This window comes from Thalassotalea mangrovi (assembly GCF_005116735.1).
GTDB lineage: Bacteria > Pseudomonadota > Gammaproteobacteria > Enterobacterales > Alteromonadaceae > Thalassotalea_A > Thalassotalea_A mangrovi.
This window is the reverse complement of sequence record NZ_SWDB01000023.1, coordinates 16,428-36,789: the sequence shown is the minus strand read 5'-3', so window position 1 is coordinate 36,789 and position 20,362 is coordinate 16,428. Positions and strand designations below refer to the sequence as shown.

The following is a 20,362-nucleotide window of genomic DNA, read 5'->3' as shown; positions in this document are numbered from 1 at the left end:
TTAACTATCGTTAAGTCAGCTATTGCGCCTGTATTCGATCATTCATCATTACTGGATAGCAGTTTTAATAATTGATCTTTTAAATTTGGTGGTACGCGATAAATCGTCAACGATTCATTTTCCGGATTATACACTACATCCTGGCCAAAGTGACTACGTTCGAAGCTGATACTGATGCCGGCACCATAGCCGGAATATTTAGTGGCTTTATTAATCGTTGCCTGATCGTGCGGAAACGACTCTTCCAGAGGGTAATCATTTTGCTTGCAAAACTGATAAAACGCATCGCCATTATCTTCATTGGGTAAGGACTCGGATAATTCCTGCAGTTGCACGTCCTTTCCTAACGCTTGCTGTTCTTTACAGTAACTCAGCATTTCTTTACGGGTCTGTTGTTTCTCTTCAGCATTTAATTGCTGGACGTTAACAAATTCTTCAACCGCATGGATAAGAACCTGACTTTGTTGTTTCGCATCGATACCTTCTTCGCAGCCTAAAAAGTCGAGGAAGAAATCAGCCACTTTGCGACCGGCACGACCTTTGATAAACGAAATGTAACGTGACTTGTCCGGATTGTCGGCATAGTCAAATAAGTCAATTCTGACAGCAAGTTGTAACTTAGAACTGTCGATATGCTGATCCGAGGAAATGTTTAGTTCGCCATCCACATAAAAATGCTCGGTGACTGGTAACATAGCGACCAGTAAATAACGACCCGACAGCATTTCATAGTGACAGGTCAGCAAATAACCGGTTTCTGCAAGATCGTATTTTTCCAGTTCCGCAGCCAGGCCTTTGCTGATTCGGTTACAAAATTCCGAAAATTCCAGCTGTTCATTTAAATAATCATCAAAACTGTGATGAAATGGCGCCAGCTCCATCCCTTCCTGGTTGGCCTTAAAACCACCATAGGCTTTTGAGCCCTTTGCGTTGTAGATGCTATGTAGATCTTCAATGAAGGCATTGATTTTAGGCGTAATAGCAACAGGAGCGTCACCGGTGGTAATAGTTACCTGAGGTTCATTTTCAGGCTTTGCAACAAAGCGCAAATCGATTTTATTAATAATTAAACTCATAATCAGGTTCAGTTTTATCTTGAAGAAGCTTTTGATAAACTAAAATTAATTTTCAAATTCATCGGTTTTTATAAAATAATGCCTATTGTATCTAAGTATTCGAACGAACGTGTAGAAAAAATTGTCCAAAGTCTGCTAGACACTCTGGTAGACGAGGAAGTGTCTACGGATTTAGCCTTAATGTGCCTGGGTAATACCCTGTCTGGCATTATTAACAATCAGGTACCTGAACAAAAACGCGAAGCCATGGTCAAAAACTTCTGTCAGGCTTTGACCCAATCTGTTAAAAAATAACAATAATAATAAAAAGATTCTGCCAATATGGTCAGCACAAATAATTCAACCTACAGTAAACGCCTGTTGCAGTTAATCAGCTGGGGCCACTGGTTTACGTTTTTTAATATCATTGCGGCGATAGCGATTGCGGTCAGCTATCTGGTCGTTGAAGGTATGCCCGATGGTTTTGTCGCCAGCGTGTATATGTTGACTACCTGGATCAGCCACATGGCGTTCCTGACCTTTCTTGGCTTTGTGTTGCTGGTATTCCCGCTGACCTTATTGTTTCCAAGAATTCGGTTTATCCGCGGTGCGGCATCAATCATTTTTACCCTGGTTCTAACCTTACTGGTCATCGACAGTATTAGTTATAGCCAGTTGGGTTATCATCTCAATCTGGATTCCAGTGGCAAAATCCTAAGTCTGTTAAAAGAGCAGTTTCGTGATTATCAGGTGCCCTTTTACTGGATCGTCGGTGTTTCGCTGTTGGTCATTCTTGCCTTTGAACTGATCATAAGTAATTATGCCTGGAAACATCTGAAGCAACTGCAGCAAAAGGCGTTTGGACGCTATTTTACCTTAGTGTGGATTACCTCGTTCTTCATTAGCCATGTTACTCATATCTGGGCTGACGCCCGCTTGCAGTACAGTGTGTTAAAACAAGATAACATGCTGCCATTGTCGTATCCAACAACGGCCAAGACCCTGTTGACAAAGTATGGACTGGTGAATAAGGAAGGTTACATTAACACCTTGAATCAGCCGATGTCGTTCAGTGTCAAGGTTCCTCAATACCCAAAAGTGGACAGCCAATGCCAATCACCGGCGGCGCCGACGCAGTCAGTGTTTATTCTGTTGAATGACTCGCCATTGACATCCAAACAGAGTAAGCGGTTGTTGCGTCGCTCTGTCGATGGTGGACAATTGGTTACCAATCAGGTTGATGCCTCAACAACCAACGATGCCTGGTTTAATTTACTGTATAGTCTGCCAACCGTATACCAGGAAGGTATTTTAAAACAGCAACAGGCACCGGTATTATTCCAGGCTTTGGCCAATCAGGAACTTAACCGATCTTTAGCGATCATCGGCGACGAAGTGCAAACCCTGCCTGTCTGGCTCAGTGATTTATTTGCCCAAACCCGTTATTTTGCTGATATTTCCCCGTTTGTAACGGCCCAAAAATTAAACAATTTACCTACCGGCTTATACGTGTTTTATTTTGCTGAACCGGGAGATTATCAGTTCTCATTATTTAGCGATGCGCTATTACTGGCTCAGGAGCAAAAACAAAATAAGGATATTATTGTGGTAAGTTCGCTGGGTAATAAAATAAAAGAGTCGCGATTTATTTCCAAACCTGGCGTAATTATCTGGCCCGAGCAAAAGAAAAACTCAATTACCGAGCTAGCATCACATATGGATATCCAACCGACGTTAATGCGACGTTGGCTAAATTGTGAACTTCCCTACGATGCCTATGCAAGTGGCCGTGATCTGTTTGACTTACCGATCGATCGGGTACTGGCGAACACCCTGTCTGATGGCATAGTGATTTTCCAAAAAGACAAAACCGTATTCGTCGATCAGAAAGGAAATTTTGAATCCTACTCCAGTCAACTTGATACGGTGTTGTCCGATGCGGATGATATTCCTCGCCTGATTGAAGGGGTTAAATTCATCAATCAGTTCAGTAAACGTAACGAACTGAATAATAAATAATCGGTTGCACTAAATACTGAATTTAATGATTGCATTCAAATCGAATTCCATTAACATACCTAAGCAATCGAGCCGGGTTAACCGCTTGATTTATCCATCGGGGTGTAGCGCAGTCTGGTAGCGCGTGCGTCTGGGGGACGTGAGGTCGCAGGTTCAAGTCCTGCCACTCCGACCATACCTTATACAAAGGCTCGCAATCGCGGGCCTTTGTTGTTTCTCACCTTAGAAAATGACAGTACTTACTGTTTTTAAACCCCTTTTTCATCCACTGCTATACTGATATCAATTACGACTAAGTCTGTTTTACCAATTTAATCAGCGCAATACAGCACTTGGCTTAGATTGGAGGCGAGGCTCATGCTTGCCAAAGCGTTACTTTGTTAGCCTGAAAGGAGGATAAGATGATTCGTCACTATTACCTTAGCGATGATTTGGACGATCTGGCTCGTCTGGAGTCTGAATTACTGGCTAAAGGATTCTCTCTGCCGCAAATCCACGTATTGAGCGAAAATGATGGAGCGGTACAACGACGACATTTGCATGAAGTCGAGTCCGTTCTGAAAAAAGACGTTGTCCATTCTACCGAAGTCGGTGCCATAGTCGGCGCCATCGGAGCAATTCTCGTTTTACTCTGCGCCTATTTCTTCGACTGGTATCAGTCCGCTGCGGGTTGGATTCCCTTTATCTTTCTTGCCATAGTTGTACTGGGATTTTGTACCTGGGAAGGTGGTTTTATCGGTATTCAAAAGCCCAATGTCGAATTCGAACGCTTTCAAGGACTCCTTAAACAAGGCAAACACATTTTTTTCGTTGATATCGATAATGAACAAGAATCAGAACTGATGAAGGTCGTTAAGAAACACCCAAACCTGATCATTGAAGGCAAAGGTGAAGGGACACCAGGCTGGGTGGTGCGAAGCCAGGAAAAGTTCCGTCAATTTATGAAAACCATGCCGTAAAAAAGTACGCTAACTTATTCGCAAATATCACAATTTGTTCTAAGGTTAACATTGGCAAGGAAGCGTGTGAACGCCGTATTTCGTGTCGTTTTAGTAAATATGATTCACTGACAGTACGCCTAAGATACTGGGCATCAGGAATTGTTAGAAACAGTGTCGTTGCACGAAAACGAAATGGGTAGTTCTAATGGCGATTGCTATCGTTATTCTTATTCTGGTGGTTTTAACCGTTGTTTTTCACTTTGTCAGCCCCTGGTGGTTTACCCCCATTGCCTCAAACTGGACCTTTATTGACACCACGATAGATATTACTTTTTGGGTCACTGGTATCGTTTTTATTCTGGTCAACGTCTTTCTCGCCTATTGCGTTTACCGGTACCGCTACAAAAAATCTCAACAGGCCGCTTATGAGCCAGAGAATCGAAAGCTGGAAATCTGGCTGAGCGTAATCACCACGATTGGTGTTATTGCTATGTTAGCACCAGGACTTTGGGTCTGGAGCGAATTTATTAATCCTCCTGAAGATGCTCATGAAGTAGAGGTTATTGGTCAGCAATGGTCCTGGACATACCGCTTTCCCGGCGAGGACGGTATTTTAGGTAAAGCCGATAGTCAGTTAATCAATGTTGATAATCCATTTGGAATATCTGCCGATGATCCAAATGGATACGATGACATCCTGATCAACAGTAATGAACTGCATTTACCGGTAAATAAACCGGTTAAGCTATTACAGCGCTCTAAAGACGTGCTCCATAATTTTTCAATCCCACAGTTTCGGGTCAAAATGGACCTGGTGCCCGGGCTTACCAGTTACTTCTGGTTTACACCAACAAAAGCCGGAACCTATGAAATTTTTTGCCAGGAATTGTGTGGTGTAGCCCATTACCTGATGCGCGGCAGTATTGTCGTAGAAGAACAAGCTGATTTTGAACAATGGTTACAGCAACAACCTACGTTTTTAGCCAGTCGCCAACATCAACAAGCTGACCTTGTCGCCGGCAAGGCACAATACCAAATGTGCACGAGTTGTCACGGCAGCGAAGGCCAAGGCGTAGAGTCATTAAATGGCCCTGCTATCAGTCACCTCGCCCCCTGGTACATCAAACGACAACTGGTTTATTTCAAACACAAAATACGCGGCGATCAATCTTCCGACCCGATAGGCGCGCCAATGGCTGCCATTGCCCAGACCCTGGTTGATGAACAACAAATTAAAAACCTAATTGCCTATATTGAACAATTACCTAAACCCAACAAGGTATCGATTGCTCAGGGCAATATCGAAAAAGGCAAATCCCTATATAAAAACTGTGGCCTTTGTCATGGCAGTGATGGCCAGGGAAATTACGCCCTCAATGCGCCAAGGTTGGCGGGCCAACACGACTGGTATTTAAAACGGCAATTACAGAATTTTAGCGAGCGGGTTCGTGGTGCACATCCACAGGATATGTTCGGAAATCAAATGTTACTGATGGTGAAAAGCCTTAAAAACGAGCAGGACCTGAATAATATTGTTGCTTACATTGGCTCCCTGCCGTTCTCCGGGTCCAGCCAGGTACAAAATTCGCAACCGCTCCCTGAACCGGAGCTTACCGCCCGCAACGAGGAGGTTGAATGAGCCACGTCGCTATTGCTGATCAGGTTGATAACAGCCACCACCCAAAAAGTTTTATCACCAAATATATCTGGAGCCAGGATCATAAAGTCATTGCGATTCAATATGGTATAACGGCGATTTTTGTCGGCCTTGTCGCCTTGGTATTGTCTGGTTTAATGCGCTTGCAACTTGGTTTTCCAGATACGTTTTCGTTTATTGATCCCGCATCTTACCTGCAGTTTGTCACCATGCACGGAATGATAATGGTTATTTACCTGCTTACCGCATTATTGTTGGGAGGATTTGGGAATTACCTGATCCCGTTAATGATAGGTGCTCGTGATATGGTCTTCCCTTACCTGAATATGCTCAGCTACTGGACCTATTTGTTGAGCGTGATCATATTATTGGCCAGTTTCTTTGTCACTGGCGGCGCATCGGGCGCTGGCTGGACCTTATATCCCCCGCAGGCGATCCTTTCCGGTACCCCCGGCGGCGATGCCGGCATTATCCTGATGCTGATATCACTTGCAGTATTTATCATAGCCTTCACCATGGGCGGACTGAATTATGTCACCACCATTTTGCAGGCGAGGACTAAAGGCATGACCTTGATGCGCATGCCGCTGAGCATTTGGGGGATTTTTGTTGCTACCATCTTAGGCTTACTGGCGTTCCCGGCGTTATTAGTCAGTGCCATCATGATGTTGCTCGATAAGACACTGGCGACGTCATTTTTTATGCCTGCGGTCGTGTCCCTGGGCGAAAACCTCAGTTACGGCGGCGGCAGTCCAATTTTGTTCCAACATTTATTCTGGTTTTTTGGACACCCAGAGGTGTATATCGTTGCCCTGCCCGCGTTTGGCATGGTATCTGATGTTATCGCAACGCATGCGCGCAAGAATATTTTCGGTTATCGAATGATGGTTTGGGCAATCGTAGCCATTGGCGGACTAAGCTTTGTCGTATGGGCGCATCACATGTATGTGTCGGGAATGAATCCTTACTTTGGATTCTTCTTCGCCACAACCACCCTAATCATTGCCGTACCGACCGCATTAAAGGTTTACAACTGGGTCTTAACCTTATGGCAAGGCAATATTCGCTTGACCGTACCCATGTTATTCGCAATAGGTTTTATTTTTACGTTTACCCATGGTGGCTTGACCGGGCTTTTCCTTGGCAATGTTGTGGTTGATTTACCGCTTTCAGATACCTACTTTGTGGTCGGTCATTTCCATATGGTAATGGGCGTATCACCGGTGATGGTGCTATATGCGGCTATTTATCATTGGTTTCCAAAAATCACAGGCCGATATTTAAATAATCGCCTGGGTAAATGGCACTTCTGGTTAACGTTCCTGGGTACGTATGCGATCTACCTGCCGATGCATTACCTTGGATTCTTAGGGGTACCAAGGCGCTATTTTGCCATGGGAGACAGTGCCCTGATGTCTGAATCGGCAGCATCGTTAAACGCCAGCATAACCGTATCTGCAATTATTGTCGGGGTGGTTCAATTGGTCTTTATCTTTAACCTGATTTGGAGCCTGAAACACGGTAAAAAGGCACCGGCAAATCCGTGGGGCGGTACGACATTGGAATGGCAAACCCCGCAAACACCGCCTCAGCATGGCAATTGGGGGCCGAATTTGCCGGTAGTATATCGCTGGGCTTATGACTTCAGTGTGCCAGGCCATACTCGGGATTTTATCCCTCAAAATGAGCCTAAATCGACAGGCGATGAAAATTCTTACGAGCCGGATTTGCAGGAGCGCGAAAAATGAGTGTGATCAAGCAACTGGTAAGTAAACCCTGGGAATCGGTCGACACGCAAACATCCCTGAGCGAAGCTAATGACATTACCCTCGCCAGATACACCGCTTTAAAATGGTTGTTAGCTGTAATCAGCGTGATGTTTATGTTGTTTTTTATCACCTTTATTTCTCGTACTCAGTTTACTGATTTTCAGGCGCTGGCGGGTGAACCATGGTTGCCTTTATCCGACAAAACGCCATTGTGGATCAATACGGCATATATCGGACTAGCTAGCATTATCTTACAGATTTTATGTAAGCGCTTCTCGCGACTACCAAGGTGGAAAGTGAATAGCCTGTTGTTGTTAACGCTACTAAGCTCAATGTTGTTTTTATCCGGACAATTAGCGGTTTGGAATAATTTAATGGCCCAGGGATATTACTTACAAACCAATCCGGCAAACAGCTTTTTCTATTTATTAACCGGCTTACATGGATTGCACCTGTTGCTGGGCGTATTGATTTTAACAGTTACCCTGATCCAGTGCCTGTTAAAGCCTGTGTCCGACAAGATGTCCAGGCGAATTGATTTAACCCGAATTTATTGGCACTACCTGCTACTGTTGTGGCTGGTATTATTTTTTTTATTAACCAGTTCAACCGAGACATTTAAAGCGATTGCCGAATTTTGTGGCTTGTAAATAAAAACGCAGACCAAAGTCTGTGGCGGTTGAGCATTTAAGCGTACGCAATTATGGCTAGAGATGTAGAAGATATGGTGGATAATAAGCGGGATCCGTCCGGTTGGCAGTCTGTTGTTAAAGACTGGTCTGGCGAAAAAGAAACGTTTCACATGCCCTGGGGCAAGGTGATGATGTGGATCTTTTTGCTCAGTGACACATTCATTTTCAGCATCTTTCTTACCAGCTATATGAATGTGCGGATAACGACTACAGAAGCCTGGCCCAAGTCCGATGAAATCTTCGCACTGACCATTGCTGGTCATCATATCCCACTGGTGTTAATCGCGATTATGACATTTATCCTGATCACCAGTTCAGGGACGATGGCAATGGCGGTTAATTTCGCTTACCGAAAACAAAAGAACAAAACCTTTTACCTGATGTTGGCAACGGCTCTACTCGGGGCGACGTTTGTCGGCATGCAGGCTTTTGAATGGACAAAACTCATCGTCGACGAAGGGATACGCCCCTGGGGTAATCCACTCGGCGCTGAACAATTCGGGGCCATTTTCTTTATGGTTACTGGATTTCACGGCCTGCATGTCAGCTGTGGTGTCATCTATTTGATATACATAGCAATGAAGGTCAGGCGCGGTGATTATGAAAATAAAGGCTACGATAATGTTGAAATCGCCGGTTTGTATTGGCATTTCGTCGATCTGGTCTGGGTTTTCATTTTTGCGTTCTTTTATTTGTGGTAATGAAATGATTTAAAGAGGTAGTCATGACAACTGAACATACGCAACAGCACCCTATTGGCTTGTACGTAAAAGTCTGGATCTGGTTGTTTGTGCTAAGCACCCTTTCCTACCTGGTGGACTTCTTTCAGCTGCAAGGCTACTTGCGTTGGGGATTGATTTTACTGTTTATGTTTCTCAAGGCTGGACTGATTATTTCCGTATTTATGCACGTTAACTGGGAGGCATTGGCGTTAAAACTGGTGTTGTTCTTGCCACCGATAGCCATCCTGGTGTTAATTGCATTAATGTCTATCGAGGGGGATTACACCTTTTTAAACCGACAGATTTTCATTCCCTGACATGAGATTAAATCGACTTAGTTATATTGCGGCAGGTGCCTTACTGATGTTATTTGCAACCCTGGGCTGGAAACTTTACCTCCAATTTAATGGACTAAAACAATCTTCGGCTCCCCCAAAAATACAGGGAAAACTATTTAGTGCGATACCTCTGGGCGATTTTCAATTGTTAAATCAACATGGCGACCTCATTGGCAATGAGGTGTTATACAACCATTGGACATTGCTAAGTTACGGATATTTGCGCTGCCCCGATATCTGCCCGACTACACTAATGGTAAAGCGGTCCGTACAAACTTTGCTTGCGGAACAGAATCAGGCGCTTGACTTAATGTTTCTGTCCATTGATCCCGTCCATGATCGCCCCGAACAGTTAAAACAATACCTGAATTACTTTGGCGAGAACATAACCGGGCTAACCCCTTCGCCGCAGGACGACCGCTATCAGAATTTACTTGAAGATCTTGCCATTAGTGCAAACACCATCAAAGACAATCGATTTTTAACCGCATCAGAACTAAAACTCCGTGACGAGTCAGAACAGGCCCCGGTGAGTCACGGTATCTACCTGTTTTTAATTAACCCGGATGGCGAGTTACAAGCGGTTCTCTATCCAAAAGTAGTGCCTACCATGGCAATACCACAATTTAACGCCGCGCAAATCAGCAATGATATAATCATCGCGATAAGTTATTTTAATCATCAGCAGCAAGCAGAAGCAGATATGTTGAGTCGATTACCTTAAAGCCTGTTAACCGGGTCAAAATTCCAATGGTTTGATAAACCTTTTCTATTCGACAAGGTTAAGCAGTCAGAAAAGAAAGTATTGGACTAATCCATAGCAATCAATTGCTCTAACCGTCGTTAGTTATCCGTATTCGATGTAGCTAATAAAAATATCAGGGGCACATCCAAGCGCTCACGCCAAGCATTTTCACTATGGTTCTTGCCTGGATAGGTACGGGTCATCCAGTTATCCTCGCTATACCCGTGTTTGGCCATGATTTTGTCAACTTCCTGTTGTAACTGCGGATACATGGCATCGAGTGTCTGATCGCCATGATCAAAATAGAGTTTGTGTGATTCAGGCTTGGGTAAGTGACCATCCAGATATTGATAAAACGCCAACGGTATTGGATTATTCTCCATTGAGAATATGCCTGGCCAATGGGTTGATAAACAGGCAGCACCACCAAAAATTGACGGGTATTCCATTAGCGCATAGGCGGAGATCAATCCTCCCATGCTCGACCCCATAATAAAGGTATTGGCTCTGTCCGTAGCGACACTATAGTTTTTATCAATATATGGCTTTAATTCATAAACAAGAAACTTGAGATACTTGTCAGAAATAACCGCTTGCGAAAACACCTGCGTGCCATTGTCCCGGGCCGCCTGGTAAATACGTTGTTTATCCGCGTCGGTCAGGCTTTCAAAAGGAGCCTGTGGAAAATATTCGCTATGCCTTAACTTATCACCGTTATCAATCGCGACGACAATAAACGGACGTGTCGTGCCATCAGCGATTAATTGCGAGGCAGTTTCGTCTACCCCCCATTCCTGCTTGTTCCAGGTATTTGCGGCGTCAAACAGCATCTGCCCGTCATGCATATACAATACTGCGTATTTCGTGCTGGTGTTGTAACCATCCGGCTTCCACACCTGTACCCGCCGGTCTTTAATAAATTTTGAGTTAAAGTTGTCGATAGTGTCGAGACTACCGGAACTGACCTTATCAACGGCCAAAGATACCTTTAATGGCAGTAACAGTAGAACCAAAGCTAGTGAAGATAATAGGTTATTGGTACTCATGGTGTTTCGGATGCTCCAGAGGTTGACAGAAACTTTACAATTAACGGACTAACTTGTTCGGCACGTTCATAATGAAGAGCGTGTCCGGCATTGTTTATGGTAATGCTTTTGTTGTGTTTACCCAGCGCAGTAGCGACTAAAGGTTGATTGGTTACTGAAAAGACTCTATCTTCACTCCCCCACAACAGCAGGCTTTTGATATTAAATTGATTAACGGCACGAAAGTCGGCCATTGGATCACTCTGCAGATAGTCTCTGGCGGTCGTTAACAATGCTGCACGAAAACCCTGATATTTCATCTGGATCTTATATTTTTCGCTCCACAATGGATAATTTTCGGGTTCAATGAAGTCGTCATATTGATTGTCACTCATATTGGGAATCATGAAACTGTAAGCAACAAAGTCCCCCAGCAATGGATAGGCCAGTATGCCGATATCTACCGGTTGATGAAATGGTGCTAATAATACTAACTTGTCGACTTTGTGAGGATAGTCAGAGGCAAACGCACTAATGATCGCCGCTCCCATCGACAAACCAACCAGGTTTACTTTTTCATTGATATTCAACGCCATTAATAAATCGTTAAGTTGATTGACAAAAAGCGCCCTGTCGTAGCGTTGATGAACGCGCGAAGAATAACCTCGGCCATAAAGATCAAAGGTCAGTACCCGATAGCCTTGTGAGGTAAGAAATGGAACGGTGTTGTCCCAGGTATACGAAGGTACACTGAAACCATGGACCAGCACCACCAGCGGATCGGTTTCCTGGCCATAGAGGTTGTAATGGATAAATCCACTTTCTGTCTCGGCTATTTCCCCAACGGTAGTCAGGTTTCCGCTTAACAGCTCTTCATGCTCTTCATTCAGCAAATAAGGCAGGCTTAGCAAACTGAGCAAACCTGTCACCAGAGTTATCCACAAAATATTTTTCATGATCTTTGTTCTTTCCCTGTTTATATTTCAATCTACCAAAAGCTCTGCAAATAGCAAATGGCACCGCTAAATCACGCCGCAACGCCTTTATATACTTATACCTTTATAATTTTAAAGTTACTGGAGTTAGTAGCTCAAGAAAAGGATCATTAAGGATCCTTTCTTGTCTGAGAGAATAATTGATATCGAATTATATAGCCTTATACACATAGTGTGTACTCACACGGAGTTATTGGGGTTGCATTTATTTATTGCGTAGGGTTATAAGGGTTATCTTGCGCATAGCGTGTGGAGTTGTTAGAGTTATCGTAATTTCACCTTATATGCGGAGGATGCATGCGATATCCAGTCGTTTTGCTATACCTGAGTCACGAACAAAAATACTTAATTCAGGTGCCCGATATTCCGGGCTGTCAGTGTTACGCCACGTCGATGGACCAGGGGCTCGACGATATTCTTTATGCCATCGAAGACCACCTGACGATAATGGCGGAATACGGTCAGTCCGTCCCTACTCCTCAGTCTTTTGAATCCCATGTTGGCAAACATGATTATCGTGGCGGGATTTGGGCAATCGTGGATATCGATATCACCCCATTTTTAGGAAAGAGTCATAAAATTAATGTTACCCTTCCGGAATTATTAATTAAGAAGATAGACAATCAGGTAGCTTCGAATCCGGAATACAAAACGCGCTCTGGATTTCTGGCTAAAGCTGCAATCAATGAATTACAGAAAAATTGAGGAAAATCATGAAAGCAAATCTGCTGTTATTAAGTAGTTCCAGAGTCGGTTCTACAGATTACCTTGCTCACGCGAGAGAATGGATAGCCGCTCACCTTGGAGATATTAAAGAATTGCTGTTTATCCCTTATGCTGGGGTTTCCATCAGTTATGATGAATACACCCACATGGTGCAATCGGCATTGCAACCGTTAAACATTAAAGTAACCGGGATCCATCAGGCCGAGGATGCAAAAATTGCAGTAGAACAGGCACAGGCCATTGCCATCGGTGGTGGAAATACTTTTCACCTGTTAAATGAGTTATATGCTCAGCAATTAATCCCTGCAATTCAGCAACGCGTCAATGATTCAGTGCCCTATATCGGCTGGAGCGCTGGCTCCAATGTTGCTGGGCTGACTATCCGCACTACCAATGATATGCCAATTATTGAACCTCCCTCATTTGCTGCGTTGGCACTACTACCTTGCCAGATAAATCCGCATTACACCGACTATATTGCGCCAGGTCATAATGGAGAAACCCGGGAGCAACGACTTCAGGAGTTTATGGTAGTCAATCCTGATGTTCCGGTTCTTGGCATCATCGAAGGTACCGCATTAAAACTTAACCAAGGCAAGTTAACCCTGCTGGGCACGGAAGATGGTTGGTATTTCAAGGGCGGTCACAAAATTGCAATGAAATGTGGCGAGGAAATTAATTTCTAGACCGCAAGCAAGCTTAAGACACCTCAGTGATATCAAGGGGGTCAGAGTCGTTGATTTTCAACAACCCTGACCCCTTGATTTTTCGTTTAGAATTACCGGGCCTGGACCTTCCTGTGCCAGTTTATCGTCAGGATTGTACAACGGACATTTCGTCAGCGATAAGCACCCACAACCTATACATGAGCCTAACGAATCTCGCAGATTTTCTAATTGCCTGATCCGTTGATTCAGCATCTGGTGCCAACTTTGACTGATTTGCTGCCAATCCTGAATCGTGGGCGTTCGATTATCCGGTAAGGTTGCTAACGTAGTTTTAATCTCTTCCAGGGTGATGCCGAGTTTTTGCGCTGCCTTAATCACCGAAATTCGCCTTAGTACATCCGGTCGATAACGCCTCTGGTTACCCTGATTACGCCAACTTTTTATCAGGCCTTTTTGCTCGTAAAAATGCAATGTAGAAACCTTGATACCGCAGCGTTGAGCGACACGCCCTACTGATAATGTTGCTTCATTAGACATAACTTAAAAAAACACTTTACCTAAACTTAACTTGAGGTTTTATCATGTTTCTCGCTTAAAGAAAATATTCAGGAGAATAAACAGCATGATGACACTAGAACATTTAAACCTTGTTGTTAAAAATTTAGACCAGACGCTGAACTTTTATCGGGCGGCATTTCCTCACTGGAGGATTCGTGGTCAGGGAGAGGGAGACTGGTATGGAACCTATCGGCGATGGCTGCATTTTGGTGATGATTATCAATATCTGACTTTTAATGACAATGGCCTGGGTGACAATAGAAATCTACATAGCAACAACATAGGGTTAGCCCACTTTGCTTTTATCACCGACAATCTGGATAGTGTTATCGCCAGACTGGCTGAGGCTGGATTTAGCGTCGATAAAAGCGGTGCCAATGCCAGGTTCCGCAAAAATTGTTACTTCATCGATCCCAATGGTTATGAGGTGGAGTTTGTGGAATACCTGTCCGACATTCCAGTTGAACGTAATTTATACGAGGAGCAATAATGAAAACGGCAATCATCCTTGGCTCTTCGCGATCTCATGGCAATACAAGTCAATTAGCCCACTATGCAAAACAGGTTATTAATGCCGACTACTTTGATTTAAGGAATTATGAGATTTCGCCATTTGACTATAACAACCAGTATCAGGATGATTTTAATCAGCTGATATCTACGCTATTACAATATGAGCAGCTAATATTTGCTACCCCCATGTACTGGTATTCTGCCAGCGCACAAATGAAACTTTTCCTGGACCGGCTTTCGGATCTGCTAAGTTTTGATAAAGACAAGGGGCGACTTTTACGGGGAAAACAAGCAGCCCTGCTCGCGACCGGTAGTGATATTAAACCACCGGAATGCTTTGAGCAGGTGTTTAAACTTTCATTTAACTATCTTGGCATTAACTACAAAGGCATGAGTTATTGCAGTTGCCCTGGCGATATTGACCTCGACAGCCATCGAGATAACATCAATGCCTTAATGAATAAGCTAGGTTAACGCGCTATCGATTCAAAGCAGCACTTAACCGGTTAAAGAGCCATTGTTAAGAGCATAGCTTTAAAGGCAATTCGTTGTTGCCTCGCACAAATGCTTCATCGGAACTAATTCCGTTAAGGTTGATTGTGCCAGGCAACTATCATCTTCACCGTAACCAATCTCAGCAAGACACGGGGCTTTAATTGCCTGCTTTAAATAAGCCAGATTTTCGTCATGGTTTTGCATCTTTACAGATTGCGACTGATTAGCAATCCAGCCAATCACTTCGACACCGTCGTTTAGCAAGGTTTCATAGGTTAATATGGCATGATTTAAGCAGCCAAGTTTCATACCAACCACCAAAATTACCGGTATTGATTCGAGGCGAACAAAGTCCGAAAAATACTCTTTATCGTTGAGCGGCAAACACCAGCCACCTGCCCCTTCTATCAGGCAAATATCAACATTCCGTTTTTTTACTTTCTGATATTCTCTCGATAATTCAGCAACACTTAAAACTTGTCCCTGCTCTGCGGCGGCGATGTGTGGTGCAATTGCCGGTTCAAAGGCAATGGGGTTAATCTCTGACAAGGTTTGTTCGCTATTGGCAACAGTTTTTAACCTCAGCGCATCCTCATTTTGTAACACGCCATGTCGCCAGGTGCAGCCCGCAGAAATGGGTTTAAATGCCGCGACTTTATTGCCATTGTTCACGAGCCCTTTAATCAGTTGTTCACTGACATAAGTTTTACCTGCGTCAGTATCCGTGGCGGTTACGAAAATTGATTTGACCTTCATTAAAATTAATCTCCCGGCGGTTTGTTAAGGCAAACTGTATATAACTGATAGGTCGCATGAATCTGACTATTATGCGTATTCGTTCCTGCATTGCAGGCCGGGGGCTGAGGGTATGCCGCGACCATTCGACGCCATTTATCTTTGCCGGTCAATCCTTTCTGGCTTTTATCGCTTACCAGGCTCGCCCCCAGGTGTTTTAACTCGCGTGCCAGGTGATTGACGTCAGTATACGGAAATTCAACGCTTTCTGTGTGAGCAAAAACCTGGGTAAAACCTGCCTGCAACCAGGCACAATCAACTTGTGCAGCCGTTAAATAGTCAATAACGTGTCTATCATTGTCCACCGTTGCCCATGCCTGCTTAAGTTCATCCAGAGTACCTTGGATCAGGGTTGAGAACACCATATGGCCCCCGGGTGTTAATACCCGGTAAGCTTCTTTTAAGGCCAGAGTTAACGGCTTTGTCCACTGTAACACCAGGTTGGAAAAGATCAGGTCGTGACTATTGCCAGGTAGTGGCAGCGCATGTGCATCACCACAAATCCAGTCCGGCTCTGTTGCATAGTTACGTTGTTTGGCAAAGCTCAACATTTCAGGCGACAAGTCCAAAGCGGTAATACCCGATAAAGCTCTTTTGGCAAGCTGTTGAGTGAAATATCCGGTCCCACATCCGAGATCGAGCATGTAGTTATGTTGCGATGACTGGCGATTGCCGACTTGCGCAAGGTACTGACACAGTACATTACCTGAATAACGCTGTAACCTGGCATTTTGATCGTAACTGATACTGGACTGGCCGAATGTTTTGGCGATTTTTTCACGGCCTTCAAGGGTTAACACGCTAATGATTCCTTTTCCATGATTTGATTTAGGTTGTAGGCTAACGCTTTGATATTTTTATCATTATGATTGGTGCTTAGCGTAACGCGTAACCGTGAACTACCAGGTTTTACCGTTGGCGGCCGAATTGCTGACACGAACAAGCCCCGTTCTCGTAAACATTCAGCAATGGCCAGGGTTCGCTCTTCTGAACCCGTGTATATACCGATGATCGGTGAATCTATACCTGTGGTGCGAATCTCTTTGGCAAGGCTGTCTGCAAACAACTCTTGCAACTCTCTCAGTTTTTCACGACGCCAGACATCGGTTTGGCAAATCTCAATGCTTTTTGTAGTGGCCTTCGCGTTTGCTGCCGACATTGCCGTACTAAAAATATATTCACTGCACACATTGGTTAAGTATTCAATCAAATCTTTTGAACCCGCAATCGCCGCGCCACTGGTTGCCAGAGCCTTACCAAAGGTGAACATCTGTGTGACATTGTCCGGGACGTCAGAGAATACCGTTGAGCAACTGCCCTGCCCATATGTGCCGTTAACGCCGATTCCGTGTGCGTCATCAATATACAGTGCGGCGCCATGTTCTATTGCCTGCTTATGTAAGGCCGAGATATTACCTTGATAGCCATCCATGCTGTAGACTCCTTCAATGGCCACAACGACATTTTCAGCGTCACTTTTGAGCAGGCGTTTTTGTAGATCCAGAGCATCATTATGCTTAAATCGCTGACACGATTTAGGATAATGAAACATCTGACTTAACATAGATGCGTGGCAAAGCCTGTCGAACAAGACCTCGACCTGACCAGATTTCAATAATGAAGCGAAAAAACCTGAGTTTGCCGCGTAGCCACTTGAAAACAACAGGCATGCTGATGTGCCTAGCCACTCACAAATCTGATCCTGAAGATACTGATGGGCACGGGTATGCCCACTAATCAGCGATGCCGAACAACTACTGGTTCCAAAATCAGCCAAGCCAGACTGAAATGCGTCGACAATATCCGGATGGCCATTGAGCCCGAGATAATCATTACTGGCAAAGTTAACTAACTGAGAATCCGCAACTCTAACTTGCCGATATTGCCCAATGTTACGTTTGTTCTGAACTTGTTGGTTAAGAAATGTAAAGTTCATACAGGCTTGCTCTCCAGCTCAATTCGTTGGTCAGATTGATTCTTTTCGTAACCATCGCTATTGCATACCATAAAGCGAGTTCGCTAACGTTTAAAACATTATGCCTGTGTCGCGTCGTAGAATAAGTCAGCATTTTCCTGATTAACAATTTGAGTCTGCAACGACTGTTCATGCTGATACTGCTCTTCTGCCGTTTGCGCCTGGCCGCGTTCGGTATTAATGCCAAGCTTGGCGAAGAGCTGCATATCAGCATCAGCTTCCGGATTTGCAGTGGTTAGTAGTTTACAACCATAGAAAATTGAATTAGCACCAGCCAGAAAGCAGAGCGCCTGCATTTGTTCATTCATGGCCTCACGACCTGCTGACAATCGAACATGGGATTTTGGCATCATGATACGCGCTACGGCGATACAACGAATAAACTCAAACGGGTCAAGATCGTCAACATTCCCTAACGGCGTCCCTTCAATTTTTACCAGCATATTAATTGGTACGCTGTCGGGTTGTTTTGGCAGGTTTGCCAGTTGCATTAACAACCCTGACCGGTCGCTTGCCTGCTCGCCCAACCCGACAATGCCGCCACTGCATACTTTTATTCCCGCCTCGCGGACATTCTCTAGGGTATCCAGCCTGTCCTGATAGGACCGCGTGGTGATAATCTGGTTGTAATGCTCTTTCGACGTGTCGAGATTGTGATTGTAATAATCAAGACCGGCTTCTTTTAACGTTTGCGCTTGCGATGGTGAAAGCATGCCTAAGGTCATACAGGTTTCCAGGCCCAGTTCGCGAACGCCTTTTACCATATTGACAATATGTGGCATGTCTCGCTCTTTTGGATTGCGCCAGCCGGCACCCATGCAGAATCGCGTTGAACCCTGGGCTTTGGCAATTTGTGCTGCTTCCAGCACCTTGTCGACAGCCATTAGCTTTTCTTTTTCGATATCGGTGGCGTAACGAGCGCTTTGCGAACAATATTTACAGTCTTCCGGGCAGGCACCGGTTTTAATGGATAACAGTGTACTGACCTGAACTTCATTTGCATCAAAATGCTGACGATGAACGGTCTGCGCCTGAAATAGCAGGTCATTAAAAGGTAACTTAAAAAGACTATTAACGTCGTCTAACGTCCAGTTATTGCGGATGGGCGCTTGATTCATTGGTACTTCCATGAAATTCTCACTAGCGTACTTACTACGATTGCATTGTTGTATATTTGTCGGTAGTCTAGCCAGCGCCCCTTACCTGTCAACATACCAGATACTATTCGGTTTACTAATGGATAAAATACATACTAATGATATCGAGTTTGATCAGCAACATATCTGGCACCCATATACGTCAATGACTAAGCCCCTGCCCGCATATAAAGTTACCCGGGCAGAAGGCGTCACTATTACTCTGGAAACCGGTGAGCAGCTTATCGATGGTATGGCATCCTGGTGGTCGGTTGTTCATGGTTATAACCACCCTGAGATTAATCAGGCAATGCATGCACAAATTGACGCTGTGTCGCATGTCATGTTTGGCGGCTTAACCCACCAACCGGCGATCGATCTCTGTCGCCGACTCATTGCCATGACTCCGGATGGCCTGGATAAAGTTTTTATTGCAGATAGTGGCTCGGTTGCCGTTGAAGTTGCCATAAAAATGGCGCTGCAATACTGGCACAGTAAGGGTAAACCGGAAAAAAGTAAGTTAATGACGGTACATGGCGGCTATCATGGTGATACATTCGCGGCCATGTCTGTATGTGATCCGGTTAACGGTATGCATCAGCTGTTTCAGGGGTTTATGGCCAAAAGCGTATTCGCACCAAAGCCCAAGCAGGGTTTTGACCAGCCATGGGACGAGCAAGACAGTATTGTGCTGGAACAATTATTTGCAACTCATCACCAGCAAATCGCCGCGTTTATTATTGAGCCCATTGTACAGGGTGCCGGCGGTATGCGTTTTTATCATCCACAGTACCTGAAACAGTGTCGATTATTGTGTGATAAATACGATGTCCTGTTGATTGCCGATGAAATCGCTACCGGATTTGGTCGCACCGGTAAATTGTTTGCCTGTGAACATGCCAATGTTAGTCCCGATATTCTATGTCTGGGTAAAGCGCTGACCGGCGGTTACCTGACTCTGGCGGCAACGTTATGTACAAAAGAAATTGCCGACACGATAAGCCAGGGTGAAGCTGGTGTTTTTATGCATGGTCCGACGTTCATGGGTAACCCACTTGCCTGCAGCGCAGCTAATGCCAGCCTGGCGTTATTGTCTGCCGGTGATTGGCAACATCAGGTCGCCAGTATTGAAAGCACTCTACAGGCACTGTACACCCTATCCGATCACCCTGATGTGGCGGACGTAAGAGTGTTGGGAGCCATTGGCGTCGTTGAGATGAAGCGCCCGGTTGATACCGCAAGCATCCAGGCGCATTTTGTAAAAATGGGAGTTTGGATCCGACCTTTCGGCAAACTGGTGTATATCATGCCGCCTTATGTCATTAGTCAGGATGAACTACTAACTTTAATCCAAGCAATAAAACAGGTTATAGAGTTTTCCGATATCTGGGCTGAATAATCTAACTATATGCGAAACAAATCTGTCTTTACTTTGAGTATTCGTAGCAAAGGCTGATTAAATAGGCATTTTTGTCAAAAATTCCCGGAATTTAGCAAAGTTTTACTTGAGTCTAGATTTCTCACAGGTAACATAGCCA

General features: G+C 44.5%; 22 protein-coding genes and 1 tRNA gene. 15 read left to right on the top strand and 8 right to left on the bottom strand.

Going from position 1 to position 20,362, the window contains the following annotated elements; genetic code table 11:
* Window positions 1-38: 38 nt before the first annotated feature.
* The gene (gene yejK, locus E8M12_RS10375; protein WP_136736088.1) at window positions 39-1,076 is read right to left on the bottom strand and encodes a nucleoid-associated protein YejK; all 1,038 of its coding nucleotides are present in this window, start codon (window positions 1,074-1,076) and stop codon (window positions 39-41) included.
* Window positions 1,077-1,154: 78 nt separating this feature from the next.
* Here yejK and E8M12_RS10370 point away from each other — a divergent pair, with 78 nt between their 5' ends.
* The 10 genes from E8M12_RS10370 to E8M12_RS10325 all read left to right on the top strand — a co-directional run bounded on the left by E8M12_RS10370 (window position 1,155) and on the right by E8M12_RS10325 (window position 9,917).
* Entirely contained in the window at window positions 1,155-1,370 is a 216-nt protein-coding gene (locus E8M12_RS10370) for a YejL family protein (protein ID WP_136736087.1), read from the top strand.
* A gap of 27 nt (window positions 1,371-1,397) precedes the next feature.
* Entirely contained in the window at window positions 1,398-3,074 is a 1,677-nt protein-coding gene (locus E8M12_RS10365; RefSeq protein ID WP_136736086.1) for a DUF3413 domain-containing protein, read from the top strand.
* 98 nt (window positions 3,075-3,172) lie between these two features.
* Window positions 3,173-3,249: transfer RNA gene (locus tag E8M12_RS10360), tRNA-Pro, on the top strand.
* A gap of 226 nt (window positions 3,250-3,475) precedes the next feature.
* Entirely contained in the window at window positions 3,476-4,033 is a 558-nt protein-coding gene (locus E8M12_RS10355; protein WP_136736085.1) for an NAD/FAD-utilizing enzyme, read from the top strand.
* Window positions 4,034-4,220: 187 nt separating this feature from the next.
* Window positions 4,221-5,654, top strand: a complete 1,434-nt coding sequence (gene coxB / locus E8M12_RS10350) for a cytochrome c oxidase subunit II (protein WP_136736084.1) — start codon at window positions 4,221-4,223, stop codon at window positions 5,652-5,654.
* A complete protein-coding gene (locus tag E8M12_RS10345) occupies window positions 5,651-7,420 on the top strand; it encodes a cytochrome c oxidase subunit I (RefSeq protein WP_136736083.1) in 1,770 nt (589 codons plus the stop codon). Before coxB ends, E8M12_RS10345 begins: the two co-directional genes overlap by 4 nt.
* The gene (locus E8M12_RS10340; protein ID WP_136736082.1) at window positions 7,417-8,091 is read left to right on the top strand and encodes a cytochrome c oxidase subunit 3; all 675 of its coding nucleotides are present in this window, start codon (window positions 7,417-7,419) and stop codon (window positions 8,089-8,091) included. Before E8M12_RS10345 ends, E8M12_RS10340 begins: the two co-directional genes overlap by 4 nt.
* 53 nt (window positions 8,092-8,144) lie before the next feature.
* A complete protein-coding gene (locus E8M12_RS10335) occupies window positions 8,145-8,834 on the top strand; it encodes a heme-copper oxidase subunit III family protein (protein ID WP_136736081.1) in 690 nt (229 codons plus the stop codon).
* A 23-nt stretch (window positions 8,835-8,857) separates the two neighbouring features.
* Complete coding sequence (locus E8M12_RS10330; RefSeq protein ID WP_136736080.1) at window positions 8,858-9,172, top strand: cytochrome C oxidase subunit IV family protein; 315 nt, start codon at window positions 8,858-8,860, stop codon at window positions 9,170-9,172.
* Between the two features lie 46 nt (window positions 9,173-9,218).
* Window positions 9,219-9,917 carry an SCO family protein gene (locus E8M12_RS10325; protein ID WP_169303116.1) on the top strand — a complete coding sequence of 233 codons (699 nt, stop codon included), beginning with the start codon at window positions 9,219-9,221 and terminating at the stop codon, window positions 9,915-9,917.
* Between the two features lie 119 nt (window positions 9,918-10,036).
* On the opposite strand, the gene E8M12_RS10320 is transcribed toward E8M12_RS10325, so the two are convergent.
* A complete protein-coding gene (locus E8M12_RS10320) occupies window positions 10,037-10,984 on the bottom strand; it encodes an alpha/beta hydrolase (RefSeq protein WP_136736078.1) in 948 nt (315 codons plus the stop codon).
* Complete coding sequence (locus tag E8M12_RS10315; RefSeq protein WP_136736077.1) at window positions 10,981-11,919, bottom strand: alpha/beta fold hydrolase; 939 nt, start codon at window positions 11,917-11,919, stop codon at window positions 10,981-10,983. The genes E8M12_RS10320 and E8M12_RS10315 overlap by 4 nt, the downstream gene beginning before the upstream one ends.
* 336 nt (window positions 11,920-12,255) lie before the next feature.
* Here E8M12_RS10315 and E8M12_RS10310 point away from each other — a divergent pair, with 336 nt between their 5' ends.
* Entirely contained in the window at window positions 12,256-12,663 is a 408-nt protein-coding gene (locus tag E8M12_RS10310; protein WP_136736076.1) for a type II toxin-antitoxin system HicB family antitoxin, read from the top strand.
* A gap of 8 nt (window positions 12,664-12,671) precedes the next feature.
* Window positions 12,672-13,370 (top strand): dipeptidase PepE, encoded by a 699-nt coding sequence (gene pepE / locus E8M12_RS10305; RefSeq protein WP_136736075.1) that lies wholly within the window; start codon window positions 12,672-12,674, stop codon window positions 13,368-13,370.
* A 57-nt stretch (window positions 13,371-13,427) separates the two neighbouring features.
* On the opposite strand, the gene soxR is transcribed toward pepE, so the two are convergent.
* The gene (soxR, locus tag E8M12_RS10300) at window positions 13,428-13,889 is read right to left on the bottom strand and encodes a redox-sensitive transcriptional activator SoxR (RefSeq protein ID WP_136736074.1); all 462 of its coding nucleotides are present in this window, start codon (window positions 13,887-13,889) and stop codon (window positions 13,428-13,430) included.
* 85 nt (window positions 13,890-13,974) lie between these two features.
* On the opposite strand from soxR, the gene E8M12_RS10295 reads away from it, so the two are divergent.
* Entirely contained in the window at window positions 13,975-14,400 is a 426-nt protein-coding gene (locus E8M12_RS10295; protein WP_136736073.1) for a VOC family protein, read from the top strand.
* Window positions 14,400-14,897, top strand: coding sequence for a flavodoxin family protein (locus E8M12_RS10290; RefSeq protein ID WP_136736072.1), 498 nt, complete (start codon window positions 14,400-14,402; stop codon window positions 14,895-14,897). The genes E8M12_RS10295 and E8M12_RS10290 overlap by 1 nt, the downstream gene beginning before the upstream one ends.
* Window positions 14,898-14,957: 60 nt before the next feature.
* Here E8M12_RS10290 and bioD read toward each other — a convergent pair whose 3' ends face one another.
* The 4 genes from bioD to bioB all read right to left on the bottom strand — a co-directional run bounded on the left by bioD (window position 14,958) and on the right by bioB (window position 18,806).
* Window positions 14,958-15,674: a dethiobiotin synthase gene (gene bioD / locus E8M12_RS10285; protein ID WP_136736071.1), complete on the bottom strand. Its 717-nt coding sequence runs from the start codon at window positions 15,672-15,674 to the stop codon at window positions 14,958-14,960.
* A gap of 5 nt (window positions 15,675-15,679) precedes the next feature.
* Window positions 15,680-16,513 carry a malonyl-ACP O-methyltransferase BioC gene (bioC, locus tag E8M12_RS10280; RefSeq protein WP_169303115.1) on the bottom strand — a complete coding sequence of 278 codons (834 nt, stop codon included), beginning with the start codon at window positions 16,511-16,513 and terminating at the stop codon, window positions 15,680-15,682.
* A complete protein-coding gene (locus E8M12_RS10275) occupies window positions 16,507-17,649 on the bottom strand; it encodes an aminotransferase class I/II-fold pyridoxal phosphate-dependent enzyme (protein WP_136736069.1) in 1,143 nt (380 codons plus the stop codon). The genes bioC and E8M12_RS10275 overlap by 7 nt, the downstream gene beginning before the upstream one ends.
* Before the next feature lie 98 nt (window positions 17,650-17,747).
* The gene (gene bioB / locus E8M12_RS10270; protein WP_136736068.1) at window positions 17,748-18,806 is read right to left on the bottom strand and encodes a biotin synthase BioB; all 1,059 of its coding nucleotides are present in this window, start codon (window positions 18,804-18,806) and stop codon (window positions 17,748-17,750) included.
* A 118-nt stretch (window positions 18,807-18,924) separates the two neighbouring features.
* Here bioB and bioA point away from each other — a divergent pair, with 118 nt between their 5' ends.
* A complete protein-coding gene (gene bioA, locus E8M12_RS10265; RefSeq protein WP_136736067.1) occupies window positions 18,925-20,223 on the top strand; it encodes an adenosylmethionine--8-amino-7-oxononanoate transaminase in 1,299 nt (432 codons plus the stop codon).
* The last annotated feature ends 139 nt before the right edge of the window (window positions 20,224-20,362 follow it).

Bases quoted from the DNA above. Each gene is read 5' to 3' on its own strand.
- E8M12_RS10345 (WP_136736083.1), top strand. From the start codon at position 5,651: ATGAGCCACGTCGCTATTGCTGATCAGGTTGATAACAGCCACCACCCA.
- pepE (WP_136736075.1), top strand. From the start codon at position 12,672: ATGAAAGCAAATCTGCTGTTATTAAGTAGTTCCAGAGTCGGTTCTACA.
- E8M12_RS10340 (WP_136736082.1), top strand. From the start codon at position 7,417: ATGAGTGTGATCAAGCAACTGGTAAGTAAACCCTGGGAATCGGTCGAC.
- E8M12_RS10310 (WP_136736076.1), top strand. From the start codon at position 12,256: ATGCGATATCCAGTCGTTTTGCTATACCTGAGTCACGAACAAAAATAC.
- E8M12_RS10275 (WP_136736069.1), bottom strand. From the start codon at position 17,649: ATGAACTTTACATTTCTTAACCAACAAGTTCAGAACAAACGTAACATT.
- bioB (WP_136736068.1), bottom strand. From the start codon at position 18,806: ATGAATCAAGCGCCCATCCGCAATAACTGGACGTTAGACGACGTTAAT.
- E8M12_RS10295 (WP_136736073.1), top strand. From the start codon at position 13,975: ATGATGACACTAGAACATTTAAACCTTGTTGTTAAAAATTTAGACCAG.
- E8M12_RS10370 (WP_136736087.1), top strand. From the start codon at position 1,155: ATGCCTATTGTATCTAAGTATTCGAACGAACGTGTAGAAAAAATTGTC.
- E8M12_RS10320 (WP_136736078.1), bottom strand. From the start codon at position 10,984: ATGAGTACCAATAACCTATTATCTTCACTAGCTTTGGTTCTACTGTTA.
- E8M12_RS10290 (WP_136736072.1), top strand. From the start codon at position 14,400: ATGAAAACGGCAATCATCCTTGGCTCTTCGCGATCTCATGGCAATACA.
- E8M12_RS10355 (WP_136736085.1), top strand. From the start codon at position 3,476: ATGATTCGTCACTATTACCTTAGCGATGATTTGGACGATCTGGCTCGT.
- yejK (WP_136736088.1), bottom strand. From the start codon at position 1,076: ATGAGTTTAATTATTAATAAAATCGATTTGCGCTTTGTTGCAAAGCCT.
- E8M12_RS10325 (WP_169303116.1), top strand. From the start codon at position 9,219: ATGTTATTTGCAACCCTGGGCTGGAAACTTTACCTCCAATTTAATGGA.
- E8M12_RS10315 (WP_136736077.1), bottom strand. From the start codon at position 11,919: ATGAAAAATATTTTGTGGATAACTCTGGTGACAGGTTTGCTCAGTTTG.
- coxB (WP_136736084.1), top strand. From the start codon at position 4,221: ATGGCGATTGCTATCGTTATTCTTATTCTGGTGGTTTTAACCGTTGTT.
- bioA (WP_136736067.1), top strand. From the start codon at position 18,925: ATGGATAAAATACATACTAATGATATCGAGTTTGATCAGCAACATATC.
- soxR (WP_136736074.1), bottom strand. From the start codon at position 13,889: ATGTCTAATGAAGCAACATTATCAGTAGGGCGTGTCGCTCAACGCTGC.
- E8M12_RS10335 (WP_136736081.1), top strand. From the start codon at position 8,145: ATGGCTAGAGATGTAGAAGATATGGTGGATAATAAGCGGGATCCGTCC.
- E8M12_RS10365 (WP_136736086.1), top strand. From the start codon at position 1,398: ATGGTCAGCACAAATAATTCAACCTACAGTAAACGCCTGTTGCAGTTA.
- E8M12_RS10330 (WP_136736080.1), top strand. From the start codon at position 8,858: ATGACAACTGAACATACGCAACAGCACCCTATTGGCTTGTACGTAAAA.
- bioD (WP_136736071.1), bottom strand. From the start codon at position 15,674: ATGAAGGTCAAATCAATTTTCGTAACCGCCACGGATACTGACGCAGGT.